The sequence below is a fragment of the Pseudomonas citrullilanati genome (assembly GCF_030580855.1).
In the GTDB taxonomy this organism is placed as follows: domain Bacteria; phylum Pseudomonadota; class Gammaproteobacteria; order Pseudomonadales; family Pseudomonadaceae; genus Aquipseudomonas; species Aquipseudomonas citrulli.
On sequence record NZ_JAUQOP010000015.1, the window covers coordinates 49,969 to 70,383 of the forward strand.

Below are 20,415 nucleotides of genomic sequence, written 5' to 3' on the forward strand. Positions count from 1 at the left end.
CGGGCACTCCCATGGGCGTTCGCATCAGAAGCGCCAGATCACGTCGACAAAGGCGCGATGCATGTATGAATCGACCTCTTTGCCGTAGGCGTCGCCTGGCTTGAACACGCCGCCACGCAAACGCACCAGCGCCGACGGCTCATCGATGGACTGGCTCAGCGCCGCAGGCAGCAAGCCTTGCTTGAAGTATTTGGTGACGACGAGGTCGACTTCCTGGCCCAGGTCCTTGTCGCCGTCGCGCAGCGGCAGGGTCGAGGTGGACAGGATCGCGCCGGTGACGTCGTCGGTGTTGTTCTGCACGGCGTTGATGCCGTTGCTGCCCACCGGCTTGTTACCGTCCACGCGCCAGAACTTGTGGTACACCAGGCTGGCGTCGTATTCGTCGCGCAGCTGCCAGGAACCGAACAGGCTGGCGCTCTGGGTGTTGGCCATTTCGCCGCGGAACGCTTCGCCGAAACGGTGGACCCGCGAACGGGTGCCGGTGAAGTTCGAGCGGTTGCTCTGCAGGCCGTTCTGTTCGTAGTCCTCGCTGGCGCGGGCGTAGGCCGCACCGACTTGCCATTGCGGGTCGAGGCGCAGGCGGATACCCAGGTCGGTGGCCCAGCCATCGACGTCATCGCTGCGCTTGGCTTGCGCCGGGCGGGTGCCGTCGGCATTGAGCGCGTTGACGGTGTCGCGGTCGCCGGTCATGCCGGTGAGGCTGGCCCAGTAGTTGACGGTGTTGGTGTTGCGCCAGTTGTAGGCGTCGCTGTTGGCTTCCAGGCCCAGCCAGGTCAAGTCGCCGTTCTGGGTCTTGTCCAGGGTGTCGGTGGGCTCGCCCGGGGTCGGGTAGTCGAGGCTGCCGTTGTCATGGGTATGGTGGGCGCGGATCCCGGCCCATTGGCCTGGCATCCACTGGTAGCCGACGTCGCCATACACGTGCAGGCGATCCTTGTCCTTGGGCGACAATTCCTTGAGGTCGGTGCGGTATTCGCTGAAGCGTTCGGCGACGCCGAGGTTGGCCCGCAGCAACGTGGTGTCGAAGGTCCAGTTCAGGGCCTCGATGTTGGTGTCGCGCCATTGGCCGTCGTCGTTGCGCAGGCGCTGGCGACCGAACTTCAACTGCTCGCCCGGGTACGGGGTCAGGCCGCTGTAGCCAATCCAGAATTCGCGCATCGCCAGGTAGCTCTTCTTGGCTTCGCGGTCGCCGCTGTCGGTCTGCTGGTTGGCGCCGTCGGACTGTTGCAGGGTGTCCGTCTCGATGATGTCGGTGGAGGTCACGGCCTGCGCCATGGCGTAGGCGCTCCAGTTACCGCTTTCGCCGTACACCCAGGGACGCAGGTCCAGGCCGATGCCGTTGACGTCGCCACCGCTCTGGGTGCCGAGGTCGCGGTCGTCTTCGGACTGGCCGGTGATTTTCACTTCCAGGCCGAAGTTCTTGGTTTCAGTCAGGGCGGCCAGCGTCGGGCAGGACCAGAGCAGGGCGCATGTCAGGCCAATGCCGGCCTGCACAAAAGGATTGAGCTTCAAAGGCTTCATAGTTGTTCCTCGCCGTCATCTTCTTTCAGGGCTTGCAGTTCCAGCGTATCGGGGCTCATGGCGCCACGAATGGCCTGCTCTTGTTTTAGCAGGCGTTGCGCTTGGGCAAGTTGCTGCGGCGGTAATTGGGCTTCGAGGGTCTGGGCAAGTTCGATGGCTTGCGGGGTGTTCTGCGCCTTGGCCAGCTGGCTGAACACATAGGCGTTGACCGGGTTGGGCTGGGTGCCCCGGCCCTGGGAGAACAGCTGGGCAATGGCGAAGTCGGCGCTGTTCTGGCCATTGCGGGCGGCCTTGAGCAGATGGTCCAGGGCTTTTTGCGAGTACACCTGGCCCAGGTAGCCACGGCGGTAGATCTGGCCGAGGTAGTAGTCGGCGGCCACTTCGCGGCCCACGGCTTTCTGGAAGTGCGCCTCGGCGACCTTGGCGTCGGCCGGCACCCACTTGCCTTCGTAGTACAGCTTGCCCAGCAACAGCTCGGCGCGAGGCTGGTCGGCGGCGCGGCCGTTTTCCAGGTACTGCATCATCTTGTCGACGTCGCCCAGTTCCGGGAAGTCGTAGAGCAGTTGCGCCAGGCTGACCCAGGCGGCGGGGTAGCCGGGGGCGATGCCTTCGAGCAGGGACTGGGCGGTTTTCTCGTCCGTCTTGCCCAGGCTGGCATCGGCCAGCACACGGGCGACACTGTCCACGCGCTGGGCGGAAACCACGCCGCGGGCGTGACCGGCCTGCATCTGCTTGATCAGCTCGGCCTGCTGTTCCGGCTGGCCGCGTTTCTGATAGACCGTGGCCAGTTCGACGTAGCAGATGTCGGTGGTCGCCAGCGCGGCCTTGCAGACCTTCTCGACTTCATCCAGGTGCTGGTCGTAGGTGCCCTGGGTGCGGTAGAGCAGGATCTGCGCCAGGCCCGCTTCCGGGTAGCCGGCGCTGCGCCATTGGCTGATCTGCTGCTGGGCGTTGACGTTCGGGAAACTGTGGGGGTATTGCAGGTACAGCATCGCCAGCGGGATCAGGGTGTTGCCTTCACCGTTGGCGAAGGCTTTCTTCAACAGGCCTTCGGCTTCATGCTTCTCCGCTTCCGTGGAACCGGGCTTCGCCACCAGCAGGCGGCCCAGGCGTGCCTGGGCCCGTGGCGAGATGTCGGCGGCGGCGCGGTAGGTCGCCTCGGCTTTTTTCATTTGCTCGGGGTCACGGCTGTCCACCTGGATATCGGCCAGGCCGACCTGGGCTTCGCTGTAGCCCAGGTCTGCCAGTTGCTGATAGTTCTGCTGCGCCAGCGCCGTGTCGCCGCGCTTGAGGGCTTCATTGGCCAGGCGCTGGTCGGGCAGGCCGGCGCAACCGCTGAGACCGACTGCCAACGCCAGTGCACACAACGCATATCCTGTGTGGGAGCGAGCCTGCTCGCGATGCAAGCCGCTCGGTGTACCAGACAGACCGCGTCGATCCCATCGCGAGCAGGCTCGCTCCCACAGGGACGACAGCGCATTGTTGTTTTGTGGAGTGATCACGGGCATATCCTCGACTTAAATACCGACAGCCATGGCTTTGTCGATCAGCCAGTTCAGGTTCGGACCACGGTCGCTGTGGACTTCCACGGGACGACCGGCCAACGAGCTGTCCAGCGGCTCGTCAGGCTTGATCAGCACGCGGATATCGGAGGAGAGGTCTTCACTTTTCAGGCTGGTGCTGCTGATGATCTTGCCGGTGCGGGTGGTGTCTTCGCCGGCCACCTGGAAGTTGACCGCGGTGCCTGGACGCACGTCGCCGAACTGGCGATAGGAGAAGCGCGCCTCGACGTTGGCTTCGGTGCCGCGTGGAACCAGTTGGAAGATCACGTCGCCCTTGCTGGCGTACTGGCCGTTGGCGACCAGTTGCTGGGCCACGATGCAGTCGCATGGCGACGTCAGGGTGCCGGTCATTTGCTTGCCGAACAGTTCCTCGACCTTGGCCGGTTGCAGCTGGTTGTCGTCCAGGTGGCCCTTGAGCACGTCGAGCATGCTGGTGCTGAAGGTCGCCAGCGGGGCGCCCTTGGCGGCGATGCCGTCAGCCTTGACCAGGCTCTGCACGGTGCCGTCGCGCGGCATGGTGATCGCCATGCCCGGTACGTTCACCAGGCCCGCCTGGGCGTGGCTGACGAAGTACATGCCGTACACCGACTTGAAGATGAAGCCGAACGCGGCCAGGCCGACGATGAAGATAGCGAGGCTGAAGGTCACCGCGCGCAGGCGGCCGAACGCCGTCATGCCGCCACTTTCGTCTTTCTGCTTGCGGGCCTTGGTGAAGTTGTCGCGTTGCAGGGTCGCCAGCACGTCGCCGACGCCGACGATGTCGCCGGCCAGGTGCGAGGTGATGATGTGGCGCAGCGTGGCGATGTCACGCGGCTCCAGGTTCTGGAACTGGCAACCGGTACGGCCGGTCTGGCGGTCGAAGGAGCGGATCTGCAACTCCACGTCCATGGCCAGGCCCAGGTTGTCGATCACGAATTGCAGGCGAGCCTTGTAGGTTTCGCCGATCTTGAGCGGCATCTGCCCGGCGTTGAAGCACAGGCCGCCTGCGGACAGGTCCAGGACCTTGACTTCCATCGGGGTCCGGTCGGGGCCGAAGAATCGCAGCTTGGCCGGGATTTTCACTCGGGCGTGCTGGCGCTGGGCTTCGGATTCATGCACTACGTTGACGTTCACGGCGGTGTTCATAGGGGCGGTTTCCTAGTTAATTCATTCAAGTCCGGTCAGACCATCGTCAGCAGCACAGCGACAAAGATGCTGCCGGCGGAGAAGGTCATGGTCCGAGACGACCAAGTGTTGAACCAACGTTGAAAGCTGGCGAGATCACGGGTCAGTGAGGTGGGCTGGCGGGTCCAGGACTGCTGGTCAAGGCGGAAGAACACGTAGATCTTCACCAACGCGCCGACGATCTGGTTGTAATAGAGAATCGCCGGGTAGGCCGGGCCGATCCGGTGACCGGAGCACGACAACAGCAAGGTCAGGATCAGGCGGGTAATGCCGATCCAGAGCAGGTACACCAGGATGAACGCGGTGCCGTACTTGAAGCTGGCGATCAGCGCCACGGTCAGGCCCAGCAGCGAGGTCCACATCGACACGCGCTGGTCGAACAGCACCACCGAGGTGAACAGGCCCAGGCGTTTCATCCCCAGGCCCAGTGCCCGGGAGTTCTGCCGCAGGTTGTTGCCGTACCAGCGGAACATCAGCTTGCGGCTGGCCTTGATGAAGCTTTTTTCCGGCGGGTGCTCAACGGTGTTGATCGCCGCGTCGGGCACGTAGAAGGTGTCGTAGCCCAGGCGCATCAGGCTGAACCAGCTCGACTTGTCGTCCCCGGTCAGGAACTTGAAGCGGCCCAGGCGCCAGTGCTGCAGCGAGTCGCTTTCGACGTCGGCGATGAAGTCGGGGTTGGTCACCACCGTGGCGCGGAACACCGACATGCGCCCGGTCATGGTCAGCACGCGCTTGGACAGGGCCATGGAGCACATGTTGATGTGACGCTGGGCGAAACGCAGCTTGTGCCACTCGGCCATGATGTAGCCGCCACGCACTTCGCAGAACTCGTTGGTGGTCAGGCCGCCGACGTTGCCGAACAGCTGGAACCACGGCACGGTCTTGCGCACGACGCCTTCGGCGAGCACGGTGTCGCCATCGATCACGGCGACCACCGCACGGTCATCCGGCAGGTGGCGGGAGATGGCGCGGAAACCGTAGGCCAGGCCGTCGCGCTTGCCGGTGCCGGGGATGCGCACGAAGTCCAGCTTGACCCGCTCCGGCGGGTTCATGCGGGCCCAGAGGCTCTTGACCAGCAGCTCGTCGGACATTTCCACGATGGAGCAGACCACGGTGGTCGGCAGCCCGCAGTCGATGGCTTCGCGGATCACCGAGCCATACACCTGGGCGGTGGTCAGCGCGTCGATCCGGAAACTGGTGACCATCAGGAACACGTGGGACGGATCGGCGGCCTTGCCCAGCTTGCGTACCTTGCGGCGCAGATGCGGGTAGACGATGTACAGGAAGATCATGCCGCGCACGAAATGCGTCGCGCCCATGGAGTAACGCCAGATGCCCACGGCGCCGATCAGGAAGATGAAATCCTTGGATTCGGAGTCGAACGTGGACGTGGGCAGCGCCAAGGCGATGCCCATCAATAAACTCAAGTAAAACAGCCAACCGGCGGCCTGAAGCAGGCCGTGCTTTAGCCTGTGCATAATCTGCATCCGTCTCTATCTCGGGCGGGCCTCGTGGGCGGCCCGATGGGTTAAGGCAGGCGAAAGGCCGGCCGGGAACTGTCCCGGCCGGCAAACAGACTTACCAGCAGATGCCTTCGGTCCGGCCACTCGGCGTGGTGGCCTTGGACATGAAGCCGACCAGGTCGATGACCTGCTTGCCTTCCGGTACGTTCTCGGTCAGCGCGCGGAACTTCTCGTCACGGTTGCCCAGGATGATGATGTCGGAGTTGTCGATGACCGAGTCGAAGTCCGAGTTGAGCAAGGACGAGACGTGAGGAATCTTCGACTCGATGTAGTCCTTGTTCGCACCGTGGACGCGGGCGTATTCGACGTTGCTGTCGTAGATGCGCAGGTCGTAGCCCTTGCCGATCAGCATTTCCGCCAGTTCCACCAGCGGGCTTTCGCGCAGGTCGTCGGTGCCGGCCTTGAAGCTCAGGCCCAGCAGGGCGACTTTGCGTTTCTCGTGGCTGGAAACGATGTCGAAGGCGTTCTGCACCTGGGACTCGTTGCTGCGCATCAGCGAGTTGAGCAGTGGCGCTTCCACGTCCAGGGAGCTGGCGCGGTAGGTCAGGGCGCGAACGTCCTTGGGCAGGCAGGAGCCGCCGAAGGCGAAGCCTGGGCGCATGTAGTACTGGGACAGGTTCAGGGTCTTGTCCTGGCAGACCACGTCCATCACTTCACGGCCATCGACGCCGACCGCCTTGGCGATGTTGCCGATCTCGTTGGCGAAGGTCACCTTGGTGGCGTGCCAGACGTTGCAGGTGTACTTGATCATCTCGGCAACGGCGATGTCCTTGCGGATGATCGGCGCATCGAGCTCTTCGTACAGCGATTGCAGGACGTCGCCAGAGGCTTTGTCGAACTCGCCGATCACGGTCATCGGTGGCAGGTCGTAGTCCTTGATCGCGGTGCTTTCACGCAGGAACTCAGGGTTGACCGCGACGCCGAAATCAACGCCGGCTTTCTTGCCGGAGCAGTCTTCGAGAATCGGGATGACAACGTTTGCGACGGTGCCCGGCAATACGGTGCTGCGGACCACGACGGTGTGGCGGGTGGTCTTGTCACGCAGAACAAAACCGATCTCGCGGCACACGGCCTCGATGTAGTTCAGTTCCAGGTCGCCATTCTTTTTGCTCGGTGTACCGACGCAAATCATCGACAGGTCAGTATCGCGAATGGCTTCGGCGAAGTTGGTAGTACCGCGCAGTCGACCGGTTTCAATACCTTGGGCCAACAGCTCGCCAAGACCCGGTTCGACAATCGGCGATTTGCCCGCGTTGATCATGTCTATCTTGTCTTTGGCGACATCTACGCCAACTACGTCATGGCCCCGTGCAGACAGGCAACCGGCACATACTGCACCGACGTAACCCAAACCAAATATGCTAATGCGCATCGCATTCACCTCTGTTTTTCACGCCATTAAATGGCCGGAGTTAATAGTGTTCAGCGGTCATCGTGCACTCGGAAGTGTGGAGTGCAGGCGCCACAATGCCGTTGTGCAGGCATACTAAGTTCCGAGTGTCTAAATAATTGCACTCAAGTTGTGCGCAAAGCGGCCTTGTTGTTATGACCTGCCCTGTTATGCAGCCAGTCCTCGTTGTCGGGAACGCTCGTGCAAAGGTGTTTCACTTTTGATTCCTGGCAAAAAGCCCACAAAATCAACAGTTTCTGTGCTCGGGTGAGCACAATGTAGGGGCGCAGCCTTGGCCTTTGTGGGGATAGTAATGTTGCGTTATCTCCCGTCCTTCTAAGGTTGGATCCAAATCGACGACCGTTTCACTAAGTTGCCATGACAACTTGGTTACTCTGTCCGACGTTGTCTGTAAGTTATCTCCTACACGCTCGGCGATAATCGTTACCGGTGGTATGAGCCGTGCGTTTTGACATAGTTCCGATCCGCTCATCGCGATTTTCGAAATTTTTCGAAATATTATCCGAGATGGCACTGCTTTCATTTTGATGGCACTTGCCATTTCGGCCTTTGTAAATGGGGAGTTAGCAGGGGTGGATAGTTTTGTGCCACTACAGAAGAAAAAAATGCGTGCCACTACGCAAAAAACTGACGAGTGTCGAGTGAAAGAAAAGTTAGCGTCAGGGTGGGACGATTTATTGGCGCCATGGAACTGGCAAAGTGGGCGGGGAAGGAGGATGACAAGTAGGCAGTTGATCGAGGCCCCCAATCGGGGGGCCTTATAAAGTCATGCTTTATTCCGGAGCATGGTCACGCAGGAAGACCAGTTTGTCCGGACTCGATTGTTGTTCATTGAAACGATAACCCTGTAAGTCGAACTGCTTGAGCGAGGCCGGGTCGTCGATGCGTTCCTGGATGACGAAGCGACTCATCAGGCCCCGGGCCTTCTTGGCGTAGAAACTGATGATCTTGTACTGGCCGTTCTTGAGGTCCTTGAATTCGGTGTCGATGACGCGCGCTTTCAGTGCGCTGCGCTTGACCGCCGAGAAGTACTCGTTGGACGCCAGGTTCAACAGGACGTCATCGCCTTGTTCGGCCAGGGCTTCGTTCAACCATTCGCTGATGCGCGTGCCCCAGAACGCGTAGAGGTCCTTGCCCCGGGCATTGGCCAACTTGGTGCCCATTTCCAGGCGGTAGGGCTGCATCAGGTCCAGCGGGCGCAGCAGGCCATACAAGCCGGAGAGCATGCGCAGGTGCTGCTGGGCGTAGTCGAAATCGGCTTCGCCGAAACTCTGGGCGTCCAGGCCGGTGTACACGTCACCCTTGAAAGCCAGCAGGGCCTGCTTGGCATTGGCCGGGGTGAACGCCGGTGTCCAACTGCCGAACCGCGCGGCGTTGAGGCCGCCGATCTTGTCGGAGACGTGCATCAGTTCGCTGATCTGGGTGGGGGAAAGGGTGCGCAACTGCTCGATCAGTTCCTGGGAGTGGTCCAGGTACTGCGGCTGGGTGAACCGCGTCGTGGCCGGTGGTGTTTCGTAGTCGAGGGTCTTGGCGGGGGAAATCACCATCAGCATGTAGTCGTCTCCTTCAAAGGTGCGGCGATTCTAGGAGGTTGTCCGGGTGGACTCCAGCTATTGGGGTGATAGGGATGAGTGGTGAAGTGCGATTTGCCGAATTTTGTGGCAAGGGGATCGGCTATCATGCCGCGCGGGTTTCGTTATGGAGACATCCCTTTTGCGCATTGCCCTTCTGTTATCGGCCTGGCTGTTGAGTTGCAGCGTCATTGCCGCGCCCAACGACATCGCGAGCCTGGACCGCAGCACCTGGCCGGAACAGCTCACCAGCCCGACCCTGTTCGACGTGGCTTCGCGGGCCGAGATCCTGATGTTCGCGCGGGTCATGCTGGACGTCGATGCCATGGATGAAATCGCCCTCAAGCAGTACCTGGGCCTGCGCACGGTCAACATGGCCGCGGTCGACGCGCTCCGCGCACGGTTGTGGCAGCGGCTGCTGGACAACTACAACTTTGCCCAGCGGAGCTGTGACCAGGATGCGTCCTTCTGTTACCTGGTGGAAAACATGGGAACCCTGCGGGAAGAGGCGCGCCGGTTCCACCTCGATGAAAGCTCGTTCTATTTCAAATGGGCCGGGCCGAGCCAGGTCTTTCATACCCAGTACCGCGACGAGTTGTTGCGAAAAGCTGCGCTATTCCCGCAAACCAGCAGCGAAATCGCCCGTTTCGGGGATTACGAGCGCAATGGCGAAGACATGCATGACCGGCTGTTCCTGCTGACCTTCGACAGCGGTGCCAACGTGGCGCCGGACAATACCCCGTGGCTGGCGGACTACCTGCGCAAGGCGAACGTGAATGGCACGTTCTTCGTGCTGGGCAAGGACATCCAGGCGCGGCTGGCAGAGCAGTCGGTCAACGGTCTCCAGACCTTGTATTCCGGGCAATGCGTGGGTGTCCAGGGCTGGGAGTTCCGTTCCCACAGCTATTGGCAGGACTGGCAGGATTCGGTGCGGCGCAGCGTCGACCTGGTCAAGGGCAAGCTGCCGGAGAACTTCGTGCCGCTGTTCCGTCCGCCCCAGGGTCAGCGTCGTGGCGACGCCGAAGGGTTCTTCCGGCAACAGGGCCTGCAAGTGGCGTTGTGGGACATCGATCCCCAGGACGGCAGCCTGCGGCTCAAGCCCGAGCAGAGTGCCCAGCGGGCGCTGACGCTGATGCTGCTATGGCGCCGCGGGGTGATCAATTTCAATGCCAAGCAGGACGGAGTGAAGACGGCGCTGCCGTGGCTGGTGACGCAGACGGCGCAAAGCGGGATCGGTTGGGAGGACTGCCAGGAGGCGTTTCGCTGAAACCTGGAAAAGGCCCGGAAACATTGGGGAAGGCGGAAATCTTGGCGCACATTCGGGGCAACCCGACTTCCGACTTTAACGGTGCGAGGGCGGTACGCCAAGGGTTATTCGTCACTCTGAAAAATAAACTTCAAAAAAGCGTCAAAGTGCTTTTTCCTGTCATGGTTTTTGGAGTATCAAGAAGTCAGACCGCCGAAACCTGCAACACAGGTGGCGTCTTCCAAGACCCAGATTGTGTGCAGTTCACCTGAACCCTCGCGGGTGAATTCGGTGGCTACCTCGAGGCGCAGCACTGTCACGGTATTGCGTCGAATGGCCCCCACAAAGGTGACCGAGTATGGATGACCACGGACGTAGCCCTTCCTCCAACCAGCCAATCCTGTATGTACTCGATACCAACGTATTGATCCACGATCCAAACGCGCTGCTGAATTTCGAAGAACACCACGTCGCCATCCCGATGACCGTGCTCGAAGAGCTGGACAAGCTCAAGAGCGGGCATCACAGCGTTGCCGCCGAATGCCGCCAGGCCATTCGCCTGATCGACAAGACCCTGGGCGATGCCTCCCCCGAGGACGTCGAGCTGGGCGTGGCGATCCAGCGTGGCAAGAGCGGCCCCAAGGGCCTGCTGTCGATCCTGATGAGCAAGCGCACCGAACCGAACCTGGTGCTGCCCGAACACCTCAACGACAACATCATCATCAACCAGTTGATCGACCTGCACGCGCGCAACAAGGACCAAGCCGTGGTGCTGGTGACCAAAGACATCAACATGCGCCTCAAGGCCCGCGCCTGCGGGATCGCGGCGGAGGACTACAGCACCGACCAGTTGGTCGACGACGTCTCGCTGTTGCCCAATGGCTACCACACCATGACCGGCTCCTTCTGGGACCGGGTGAGCAAGGTCGAGACCCGCCAGGACCACGGTCGCACCTGGCACCAGGTGCAACTGATCGACAACCTGCCGGCGGTGCACATCAATGAATTCATCATCGACGAGCAGGGATTCGTCGGTTGGATCAAGGAAATCCAGGACGACAAGCTGCTGATCCTCGACCTGCACCAGGAACCCCTGCTGCACCAGGAAGCCTGGGGCCTCAAGCCCCGTGATATCTACCAGAGCCTGGCGCTGTTCGCCTTGCTCGACCCGGACATCCACCTGGTCAACCTGTCCGGCGCCGCCGGTTCGGGCAAGACCATCCTGGCCCTGGCCGCCGCCATTGAGCAGACCATGGTCAGCAAGCGCTACCGGCGCATCATCGCCACCCGCAGCGTGCAGGGCCTGGACCAGGAAATCGGCTTCCTGCCCGGCACCGAGGCGGAAAAGATGGAGCCTTGGCTGGGCGCGATCACCGACAACCTCGAAGCCTTGCACATGGATGACGAAAGTACCCATGGCAGCGTCGACTACATCCTCAGCAAAGTGCCGTTGCAGTTCAAATCCCTCAACTACATCCGGGGCCGCAGCTTCCAGCAGAGCCTGATCCTGATCGACGAATGCCAGAACCTCACCCCGCACCAGATGAAGACCATCATCACCCGTGCCGGTGCCGGTTCCAAAGTGGTGTGCCTGGGCAACCTGGCGCAGATCGACACCCCCTACCTGTCCGCGACCAGCTCCGGGCTGACGTACCTGACCGAACGCTTCAAGGACTTCCCCAACGGCGTCCATATCACCTTGCAAGGCGTACCGCGCTCGATCCTCGCCGAATACGCCGAATCCCACTTGTAACCCCAGCGAACCGGGCGGCCAGCAGGCCGCCCGATTTTACCCGTCCATTGAAAAAAAACTGTGGGAGCGAGCTTGCTCGCGATGGCGGTGTATCAGATAAAACAGGAGTCTGACCTACCGCCATCGCGAGCAAGCTCGCTCCCACAAGGGAATCGCAGTGTTCAGGAAATTGCTGCTCACCCCAAGTGCGACAATCAGTCCTGCCGGAATCTGACCCACAGGTTTACAATCGACACTCCCGATCAGGAGTAACCCTGTGCTGACTCATCTCGATTCCCAAGGTCGCGCCAACATGGTCGACGTCACCGACAAGGCCGTGACGTTCCGTGAGGCCACCGCCGAAGCCTTTGTGCGCATGCTGCCCGAGACGCTGCAGATGATCGTCAGCGGCGGTCACCCCAAGGGCGATGTGTTCGCCGTGGCGCGCATTGCCGGCATCCAGGCCGCGAAGAAAACCAGCGACCTGATTCCGCTCTGCCATCCGTTGATGCTCACCAGCGTCAAGGTCGAGATCAATTCCGAGGGCACGGACCAGGTCCGTATCGTCGCCCGCTGCAAGCTGTCGGGGCAGACCGGGGTGGAGATGGAGGCGCTGACGGCCGCCAGCGTCGCCGCGCTGACGATCTACGACATGTGCAAGGCCGTGGATCGGGGCATGGTCATCGAAGGCGTTCGGGTGTTGGAAAAGCTCGGCGGCAAGAGTGGTCATTTCCAGGCGGACGCACGATGAAGATCCATGTGAAATTCTTCGCCCGTTATCGGGAAGCGCTGGGCGTGGAAGCGGTCACCGTGGACGGCGAGTTCGCCACGGTCGACGATGTGCGCGCGCTGCTCGCCCGACGTGACGGCGCCGACGTACTGCGCGAGCAGAACCTGATGTGCGCCCGTAACGAGGACCTCTGCCAACTCGACGAGCCAGTGGAAGACGGTGACGAAGTGGCGTTTTTCCCCACCGTGACCGGAGGCTGAGCCATGGCGATTCGTGTGCAGGCCGATCCGTTCGACCCGGGGGCCGAAGTCAACGCGATGCACGCGGCCAACGTCGGCGTGGGGGCGGTGGTAAGTTTTGTCGGCTACGTGCGCGACTTCAACGACGGCCTCGATGTATCCGGCATGTTCCTGGAACATTACCCGGGCATGACCGAAAAGGCCCTGGGCAAGATCGCCGTCGAAGCCGAGCAGCGCTGGCCGCTACTCAAGCTGGAGGTGCTGCATCGCATTGGCGCCCTGGAACCGGGCGAGCCGATCGTCTTCGTGGCTGCTGCCAGCGCCCATCGCCAGGCGGCATTCGACGCCTGCGCCTTTGTCATGGACTACCTCAAGACTCGTGCACCGTTCTGGAAGAAAGAGAACACCGCCGACGGCCCGCGCTGGGTCGAGGGGCGGGACAGTGATCATGCGGCGGCGGATCGCTGGAAGCGGTAGGCAGCCTGTTGCTGCTTCAGTGACTGTCAGTCCGTCTTCGCGAGCAGGCTCGCTCCCACAGGGTTCCTGGGTTGTCAGACCTACTGTGGGAGCGAGCCTGCTCGCGATGAGGCCTTGAGCCTCCCATCACATTCTCCTGCCCGTCGATTGACGATCTGTACATTAAAGTCCAGTATGGATTTATAAGTACACAACTGCCTGTCCTTACCTTTCTCTGCCAAACCAACAACAACCCGCGAGAGATCGATCATGAAGAGATTCCCCCTTGTCACCGGCCTGGCCTTGAGCCTGCTGGCCTCCAGCAGCCTGTTCGCCGCCGATAAGACCTTGCGCATCGGCATCGAGGCGGCCTATCCGCCGTTTGCCTCCAAGACGTCGGAAGGGAAGATCGAAGGTTTCGACTACGACATCGGCAATGCGCTGTGCGCACAGATGAAGGTCAAGTGCCAGTGGATCGAGGGCGAGTTCGACGGGCTGATCCCGTCGCTGAAGGTGAAGAAGATCGACATGGCGCTGTCGTCCATGACCATTACCGAGGAACGCAAGAAGTCGGTGGACTTCACCCACAAGTACTACTTTACTTCCTCGCGGCTGGTCATGAAGGAAGGGGCGGTGGTGGATGACCAGTACGCCAGCCTCAAGGGCAAGACCATCGGTGTGCAGCGCGCCACCACCACGGACCGCTACGCCACTGAGGTGCTGGAACCCAAGGGGGTCGTGGTCAAGCGCTACAGCAATAACGAAGAAATCTACATGGACCTGGCGTCGGGCCGCCTGGATGCGATCTTCGCCGACACGATCCCGCTGGAAGACTTCCTGTCGATGCCCCGGGGCAAGGGCTACGCGTTTGTCGGGCCTGAACTCAAGGATCCGCAATACGTGGGCGAAGGCGCCGGCATCGCGGTGCGCAAGGGCAACACCCAGTTGGTGGCTGACTTGAACAAGGCCATCGATGGGATTCGGGCCAATGGCGAGTACCAGAAGATCCAGGCCAAGTATTTCAAGTCGGATATCTATGGCGACTGATTAATCGCCATCGCGAGCAAGCTCGCTCCCACGGGGATCGGTATTCAATGAGATCCGATGTGGGAGCGAGCTTGCTCGCGATGGCGCCAGGCCAGGCAACAAGAAACTCAGCCCTTCAATTCCTTCAAATGCTTGTACACCGTCGCCCGCCCCATGTTCAGCACATTGGCCACATAGTTGGAGGCGCTCTTGCCCTTGAAGGCGCCTTCGGCGTGCAGCGCCAGCACCAGTTCGCGCTTATGGTCGCGGGTCAGCAGGTTCAGGCTCAACTGACGCTCGCGCATCCAGGCATGCAGGAAGGTGTTGATCCGCTCCTGCCAATCATCGCGGAACAGCGAGTCCGGCTGGGGGATCAACTTGTTCGGCGAGAGGAACAGATCCAGGGCGGCCTTGGCGTTCTCGAACAGCGAGATGTTCAGGTTGATGCACAGCACCGCCAGCGGATGGCCCTTGGCGTCCCGTAGCACGCTGCTGAGGCTGCGGATCTTCTGGCCGTCCCAGTTCAGTTTTTCGTACGGCCCGATATTCCGTTCGCTGACGTCCTCGCTGAGCATGTCCTCCAGGGACGAGTCATCGCCGATCTCGCGCTTGGACAGGTTGTTGGCGATGTAGTCGACTTTCTGCGTGCGCAGGTCGTGCAGCACCACTTCGGCGTGGGGATAGAACAGCGTGGCGATGGCGTCGGCGATGGTGCGGAAGTTTTCCAGCGCCGGATCGGGGTGCGGGGCAGTCATGTCGGGGCTCCAGGCAGCGTCTGCGCCCCGTGGGACAGGGGCGCGGGGAGTGTGCCGCAATCGTGGCGATGCGTCACCTGGGGCGCAGGCGCTCGGGGGACAACATGGCACTGCTCAAGCCGAAACCGGCAAGCGCTTCGGGCAGCGGTTCGCCGCGCACCAGTGCCGCGCTGGCCTGGCCCATGGCAGGTGAGGTCTGGATGCCGTAGCCACCCTGGGCCGCGACCCAGAACAGGCCGGGCACTTGCGGATCGAAGCCGGCCAGCAGATCGCCGTCGGGCACGAAACTGCGCAATCCGGCCCAGGTGCGGGTCGGGCGGCGGATGGTCAGCGTGGTGGCTTCCTCGATCTGGTAGATGCCCATGGCGATGTCCAGTTCTTCCGGCTGCACGTCATGCGGCTCGACGGGATCGGCGTTGGCCGGCGAGCCGAGGAACATGCCGGCGTCGGGCTTCATATAGAAGGATTCGTCCAGGCTTACGAGCATCGGCCAGCCATGGATATCCACGCCCTCGGGCCCGGCAAAAATGAACGCTGCGCGCCGCTTGGGTTGCAACCCCAGCTTCCGGGCACCGGCCATTTCGCCGATGTGATCGGCCCATGCGCCGGCAGCGTTGATCAGAACCCGTGCCGTGAACGTCTGGTTGGCGGTTTGCACCTGCCACAGCCCCTGATCATCGCGGCTCAACTGCTGCACTTCGCTGTCGGTGTGCACTTCACCGCCATTGCGACGAATACCGCGCAGGTAGCCCTGGTGCAATGCGTCGGTGTCGATGTCGCAGGCCGTGGGGTCGTAGATCGCGCCGTGGACCTTGTCCCGGCGCAGGATCGGCAGGCGTACGCAGGCCTCTTCGGTGCTGAGCAATTGCATCTGCGGCACCGTGGCCTTGGCGCTCAGGTACTGGTTGTTCAGCTCGGCCGGGTCGCCGCTGAAGTCCACGGTCATTTCGCCCCGAGGGGTCAGCAGCGGGTGTTCGCAGAAGCCGGCCGGCGGCGCGTCGAAAAACGCCCGGCTGGCCTGGGTCAGCGCCCGCACCTGGGGCGTGCCGTAGGCGGCCGTGTACAGCGCCGCCGAGCGTCCGGTGGAGTGGTAGGCCGGATGGGATTCGCGTTCGAGCACGACGACCCGGCCGTGGGGCGCCAGCCAATACCCGGTGGATGCCCCGGCGATACCGCCGCCGATGATGATGAAATCTGCTGAGGTCATGAAGTGCTCCTGTCGAACACATTGGATGACGTTCACGGGATCTGTGGGAGCGGGCTTGCCCGCGAAGGCGGCAGCACATTCAACATTGATGTGGCTGGTACACCGCTTTCGCGAGCAAGCCCGCTCCCACAGGATTCGAGTAGTGTCAGTGTTGGTGCAGCTTGTAAAGCGCATTCGCCAGCGCCACATCCTCCAGCCCCAGGCCAATGGACCTGAAGAATACATGGCGTTGGTAGTCGGGGCGCGCCACGTGTTCGCTGAGCAATTCAGGCAAATCGCCGACGATCCTTGACGCCTGCCAGCCATGCTGTTCGCCGGCGATCAGCATTTCACCCGCCGAGCCGGGGGAGGTCTGACGATAATCGCAAAACACGTCCATGCCGTTGAGGCTTTGCGGCAGGACTTCATGGGCGCGTGGGGCGTTGGTGCTGATGGAGGTGATCAGCGCCGGCTTGCCCAGGGTCTGCGGGTCGAGTACCGCTTTGGCTGACGAGGTGCAAAGCATCACCACATCGGCGTCGTGCAGCGCCACTTCAAGGCTCTCGGCGATGTGCAGGCGAGGGTCCAGATCGGTAATGGCGGCAAGTTCTTGTGCCGACTTGGTCTTCAGGCCTGGCGAATAGAGGCTGATAGCTTGCCAGTCCCGCAGGCCCTTGACGTACTGCACGTGGGCCCGCGCCACCGCGCCGCTGCCGATCACCGCCAGGCGCCGGGCGGTGTGCGGGGCGAGGGCATCGACGGCAACAGCCGTGGTGGCGGCGGTGCGGGCGGTCGTCAGTTCGGCGGCATCGCACAGTAGCAGCGGCTGGCCGGTCTGCATCGACATCAACAAGGTCCAGGCTGTGACCAGTGGGCCTTGCTCGCGCACGATATAGGGTGAGGTCTTGACCCCGTAGACCTGCTCTTCAGCCAGTACGCCCAGGTAGTTGATGAAGTCCCCGGCGCCCTGGGGAAATACCACCAGTTGCTGAGGCGGCTGCACCGCTTGCCCGGCCGCGAGGTCAAGAAACAGCTTTCGCAGGATTTGCGGCACGTCGAGGTGTGCGAGCAGTTCGCGGGCCTGGGCTTGGGTCATCACATAGGGCGTGGTGGACATGGAGGGGCTCCGGAATGTTTTGCGTAAACTAATTTGTCCATTATGGACTTTTTGTTTGTTTGAGCAATATCCCGGAGAAAAAAGCGCGTTGTCTGTGCTCCCAGGCCCGACGGAGATATATCCACTTTGCTTTTCTCTTATTTCATCAGGTTCTAAAAAACTGTCGGACCTGCCAGTACCTGAAGCGCCGTGTTGCATTCACACTCATTCTTGCAGGTAGCTGGAACAGCGGGACGCCTTGGGCATCAGTGTCGATGGTCTCTGGAGGCGAGAGCAGGCGAGGGACGTGAACCATGCCGATCCAAGAGCAGGGCATCCACCTTCATACACCCACGCTGACGGTCTGCGATCCGCGCGGATTAACCGTGCGTTCGCTCGCTTATTGCCGCTCCGTCGAACAGCAAGAGGCCGAAGAACGGGTCAACCGCAGTGGCTATAATGCGCAGGGGCATTTGGTCGAGCAGTGGGATCCCAGGCTATGGGCTTTACGTGCGGAAGATGCCGCCGCACCGGCCAATCTCAGCAACCGGTACTCATTGTCGGGCAAGGTGCTGGAGTCGATCAGTGTCGATGCTGGGAAGCGGATCAGCCTGTTTGGCGATGGCGATCAGCTCGTCCAGGCCTGGGATGGCCGAGGGAGTGCGCGGCAGATCGAGTATGACGACCTGCTGCGACCACTGACGATCTTCGAGCAGGGCGAGGGCGAAGTGGCGCGCAGCACCGAACGATATGAATATGCCGATGGCAGCGCCAGTTTTGCCGAGCACAACCAATGCGGGCAATTGATCCGACACGATGATCCGGCAGGCACTCAAACCTTGGACGAGTACGCCCTGACGGGGGGAGTGCTCGAACAGACCCAGCGCTTTTTGAGTGCGCTGGAAATTCCGGATTGGCCGCCAGGGTTGCCGGAGAGAGAGGCCTTGCTGGAGCCCGAGGTCGCGATCAGTTCTTCAAGGTTCAATCCACTAGGCGATGTATTGGAACAAACCGATGCTAGGGGCAATCGACAGCAGTTCGATTACACCTTCGACGGTCAGTTGTTCGCGAGCCATCTGCAACTTAGCGGTCAGCCAAGTTCTCAAACCCTGGTCAGCGCCATTGCCTACAACGCCTACAGTCAGGTTGAACGGGAAACGGTCGGCAACGGTGTGATCAGCACGCTGACCTATCGTCCCGAAGACGGGCGTTTGCTTCGGCTGGAGGCTCGACGCGGAACTGAAGCGCTACAGGACCTGCGTTATGCCTACGATCCAGTCGGTAATGTGCTGAGCATTGAAGATGCCGCCCTGCCGATTCGTTATTTCGCCAATCAACGGATTGAGCCGATCAAATGTTTTGGCTACGACAGCCTTTACCAACTGAACGAAGCAACAGGTTGGGAGGCGGGCAGCGCCAATCGAGGACCGGGATTCAATCGTTTCGACGATTCGGGCGCCGTTGCCAATTACCATCAAACCTACCGCTATGACGCTGGGGGCAACCTGGTTGAGCTGATCCATGTCGGTCCGCAAAGTCACAGCCGCAAACTGACTGCTGCTCGTTACAGCAATCGCTGCCTGCCTGAACACAATGGCCGACCCCCGACTGAGGATGAAATCGCCGCCGCTTTTGACGGCAACGGCAATTTGTTGGAACTGCAACCGGGCCAGGCGATGAATTGGGATCTACGGAATCAACTCGGCGAAGTGCGACCGGTTGAGCGTGAAGGTGCCGACGATGATCGCGAACTGTACCTGTACGGGGGCGATGGCCTGCGGCGGCGCAAGATCCGCTCTATCCAGACCAACAGCCGCTCTCTGATCTCGCAAGTGCGTTATCTGCCAGGCCTGGAGATCCGCACCCACGAAAGCACTGGTGAAGTGTTGCAAGTGATCTGCGTGCAGGCCGGACGCAGCGCCATGCAAGTGCTGCATTGGGAAACAACACCGCCGTTGGGTATCGCCAATGACCAATATCGCTACAACCTGACCGACCATCTGGGCTCCAGCAGCTTGGAACTGGACAGTGAGGCTGAGGTGATCAGCCGGGAAACTTATCACCCATTTGGCAGTACGGCCTGGTTTGCTGGGCGCAGTGAAGTGGAGGCCAGTTACAAGACCGTGCGTTATTCAGGCAAGGAGCGGGATGCGACGGGGCTTTATTATTATGGGTTCAGATACTACGCGCCGTGGTTACAGCGTTGGATCAATCCAGATCCGGCTGGGAACGTGGATGGACTGAATCGCTATAATTTTTTGCGGGGAGGTCCTGTTGGTCGAATTGATAGCTACGGCTTGTGGGGAGATGAGGATAAAAAGTTAAGCTATTTCAGAACGAATCCTCCACAGGCAATACATGAGGGCCAGGAGGTCTCACTGATTGAAATAGCAAACAATCAGTCAGCCACTGCCCTTGGCTTGGATAAATTTGCTGATGATGCACGGGGGGCGGTATCGGATACATTATTCCAAGCTCCGTTAGTATTGCAGGAAGCCCAATGGATGCAGCGGTATCTACCCGTACTAAGTGAACCTGTCTTGCGAGATGTCTTCGGGCCGGAGCACGGTCAACAGCATTCAACCATCACCAATGCTTGGGCGCGTACGGAAAATCTGTCAAGGCAATATCACAATAGCGGATTCGGAAGGGGAAAGTTCGTTAGGAGCGAGGGGGTAGACAGATCGACAGCCTTCGTCAGCAGCGCTGATCCCCAAGGCCATATATTTATTGGAGATGCGTTTATGCGCCAAGCTCCCCAAGAAAGGGTGGGCACTCTGATACATGAAGTTAGCCACCTTTCTCGTGTTAGACGATTTAGCGGAGTGGGCCCTGGTACCCAGGATTTTTATTATGTTCTCGGTTCCTCAAGTTCTCCTAGGGAGTATGCCGCTAATATTGCCGAGAGGGGCGATCTGCGGTGGAGTAATATCGTAGATATGAGACGTTTTACAGCGGGTGTCGAGGAGTGGGGAAGGCAGGCAGCAGTAGGGTCGGAGGACGTTTTATGGGGTGAGGAACTGGTTTCAATGTCTTACCATAATGCTTACCCTGGCTTGCGTGCGTATATAGCTGCGCGTAATGCTGATAGTCTTGCATTAGCCGCGCTGTTGCTAAGTGATGTTTTCAGGCAAAACTTTCATTTATAAGATGGGTTGACGCTATTGGTTGAGCAAGCAATGTGACGCCAGGAATTTTAG

The 20,415-nt window shown here is 60.7% G+C and carries 16 protein-coding genes; 7 read left to right on the top strand and 9 right to left on the bottom strand.

Translation table 11 applies throughout. The annotated features are described in order from the left end of the window. Window positions 1-24: 24 nt before the first annotated feature. The 6 genes from Q6A48_RS12490 to yaaA all read right to left on the bottom strand — a co-directional run bounded on the left by Q6A48_RS12490 (window position 25) and on the right by yaaA (window position 8,731). Window positions 25-1,509 carry an alginate export family protein gene (locus tag Q6A48_RS12490; protein WP_304554467.1) on the bottom strand — a complete coding sequence of 495 codons (1,485 nt, stop codon included), beginning with the start codon at window positions 1,507-1,509 and terminating at the stop codon, window positions 25-27. A 5-nt stretch (window positions 1,510-1,514) separates the two neighbouring features. Further along, window positions 1,515-3,026, bottom strand: coding sequence for an alginate biosynthesis TPR repeat lipoprotein AlgK (gene algK / locus Q6A48_RS12495; RefSeq protein ID WP_304554409.1), 1,512 nt, complete (start codon window positions 3,024-3,026; stop codon window positions 1,515-1,517). 9 nt (window positions 3,027-3,035) lie between these two features. Next, window positions 3,036-4,205, bottom strand: coding sequence for an alginate biosynthesis protein Alg44 (locus Q6A48_RS12500; protein ID WP_304554410.1), 1,170 nt, complete (start codon window positions 4,203-4,205; stop codon window positions 3,036-3,038). A gap of 35 nt (window positions 4,206-4,240) precedes the next feature. Further along, window positions 4,241-5,722: a mannuronan synthase gene (gene alg8 / locus Q6A48_RS12505; protein WP_369811693.1), complete on the bottom strand. Its 1,482-nt coding sequence runs from the start codon at window positions 5,720-5,722 to the stop codon at window positions 4,241-4,243. 100 nt (window positions 5,723-5,822) lie between these two features. Next, entirely contained in the window at window positions 5,823-7,139 is a 1,317-nt protein-coding gene (locus tag Q6A48_RS12510) for a nucleotide sugar dehydrogenase (protein WP_304554411.1), read from the bottom strand. An 812-nt stretch (window positions 7,140-7,951) separates the two neighbouring features. Then, on the bottom strand, window positions 7,952-8,731 hold the full coding sequence (yaaA, locus tag Q6A48_RS12515; RefSeq protein WP_304554412.1) for a peroxide stress protein YaaA: 780 nt from the start codon (window positions 8,729-8,731) through the stop codon (window positions 7,952-7,954). 160 nt (window positions 8,732-8,891) lie between these two features. Here yaaA and Q6A48_RS12520 point away from each other — a divergent pair, with 160 nt between their 5' ends. From Q6A48_RS12520 to Q6A48_RS12545, 6 genes are all read left to right on the top strand, one after another. Continuing rightward, window positions 8,892-10,016: a polysaccharide deacetylase family protein gene (locus tag Q6A48_RS12520; protein WP_304554413.1), complete on the top strand. Its 1,125-nt coding sequence runs from the start codon at window positions 8,892-8,894 to the stop codon at window positions 10,014-10,016. Window positions 10,017-10,353: 337 nt separating this feature from the next. Further along, a complete protein-coding gene (locus tag Q6A48_RS12525; protein ID WP_304554414.1) occupies window positions 10,354-11,748 on the top strand; it encodes a PhoH family protein in 1,395 nt (464 codons plus the stop codon). Window positions 11,749-12,004: 256 nt separating this feature from the next. Beyond that, complete coding sequence (moaC, locus tag Q6A48_RS12530; protein ID WP_304554415.1) at window positions 12,005-12,478, top strand: cyclic pyranopterin monophosphate synthase MoaC; 474 nt, start codon at window positions 12,005-12,007, stop codon at window positions 12,476-12,478. Then, on the top strand, window positions 12,475-12,717 hold the full coding sequence (gene moaD / locus Q6A48_RS12535; protein ID WP_304554416.1) for a molybdopterin converting factor subunit 1: 243 nt from the start codon (window positions 12,475-12,477) through the stop codon (window positions 12,715-12,717). The genes moaC and moaD overlap by 4 nt, the downstream gene beginning before the upstream one ends. Window positions 12,718-12,720: 3 nt before the next feature. Next, window positions 12,721-13,173 carry a molybdopterin synthase catalytic subunit MoaE gene (gene moaE / locus Q6A48_RS12540; protein WP_304554417.1) on the top strand — a complete coding sequence of 151 codons (453 nt, stop codon included), beginning with the start codon at window positions 12,721-12,723 and terminating at the stop codon, window positions 13,171-13,173. 249 nt (window positions 13,174-13,422) lie between these two features. After that, entirely contained in the window at window positions 13,423-14,199 is a 777-nt protein-coding gene (locus Q6A48_RS12545) for an ABC transporter substrate-binding protein (protein ID WP_304554418.1), read from the top strand. 107 nt (window positions 14,200-14,306) lie between these two features. On the opposite strand, the gene Q6A48_RS12550 is transcribed toward Q6A48_RS12545, so the two are convergent. The 3 genes from Q6A48_RS12550 to Q6A48_RS12560 all read right to left on the bottom strand — a co-directional run bounded on the left by Q6A48_RS12550 (window position 14,307) and on the right by Q6A48_RS12560 (window position 17,236). Next, a complete protein-coding gene (locus Q6A48_RS12550) occupies window positions 14,307-14,933 on the bottom strand; it encodes a helix-turn-helix transcriptional regulator (RefSeq protein WP_304554419.1) in 627 nt (208 codons plus the stop codon). A 73-nt stretch (window positions 14,934-15,006) separates the two neighbouring features. Then, a complete protein-coding gene (locus Q6A48_RS12555; protein ID WP_304554420.1) occupies window positions 15,007-16,140 on the bottom strand; it encodes an NAD(P)/FAD-dependent oxidoreductase in 1,134 nt (377 codons plus the stop codon). Between the two features lie 145 nt (window positions 16,141-16,285). After that, a complete protein-coding gene (locus tag Q6A48_RS12560; protein ID WP_304554421.1) occupies window positions 16,286-17,236 on the bottom strand; it encodes an ornithine cyclodeaminase family protein in 951 nt (316 codons plus the stop codon). Window positions 17,237-17,529: 293 nt separating this feature from the next. Here Q6A48_RS12560 and Q6A48_RS12565 point away from each other — a divergent pair, with 293 nt between their 5' ends. After that, window positions 17,530-20,364 (top strand): RHS repeat-associated core domain-containing protein, encoded by a 2,835-nt coding sequence (locus Q6A48_RS12565; protein WP_304554422.1) that lies wholly within the window; start codon window positions 17,530-17,532, stop codon window positions 20,362-20,364. Window positions 20,365-20,415: the final 51 nt, after the last annotated feature.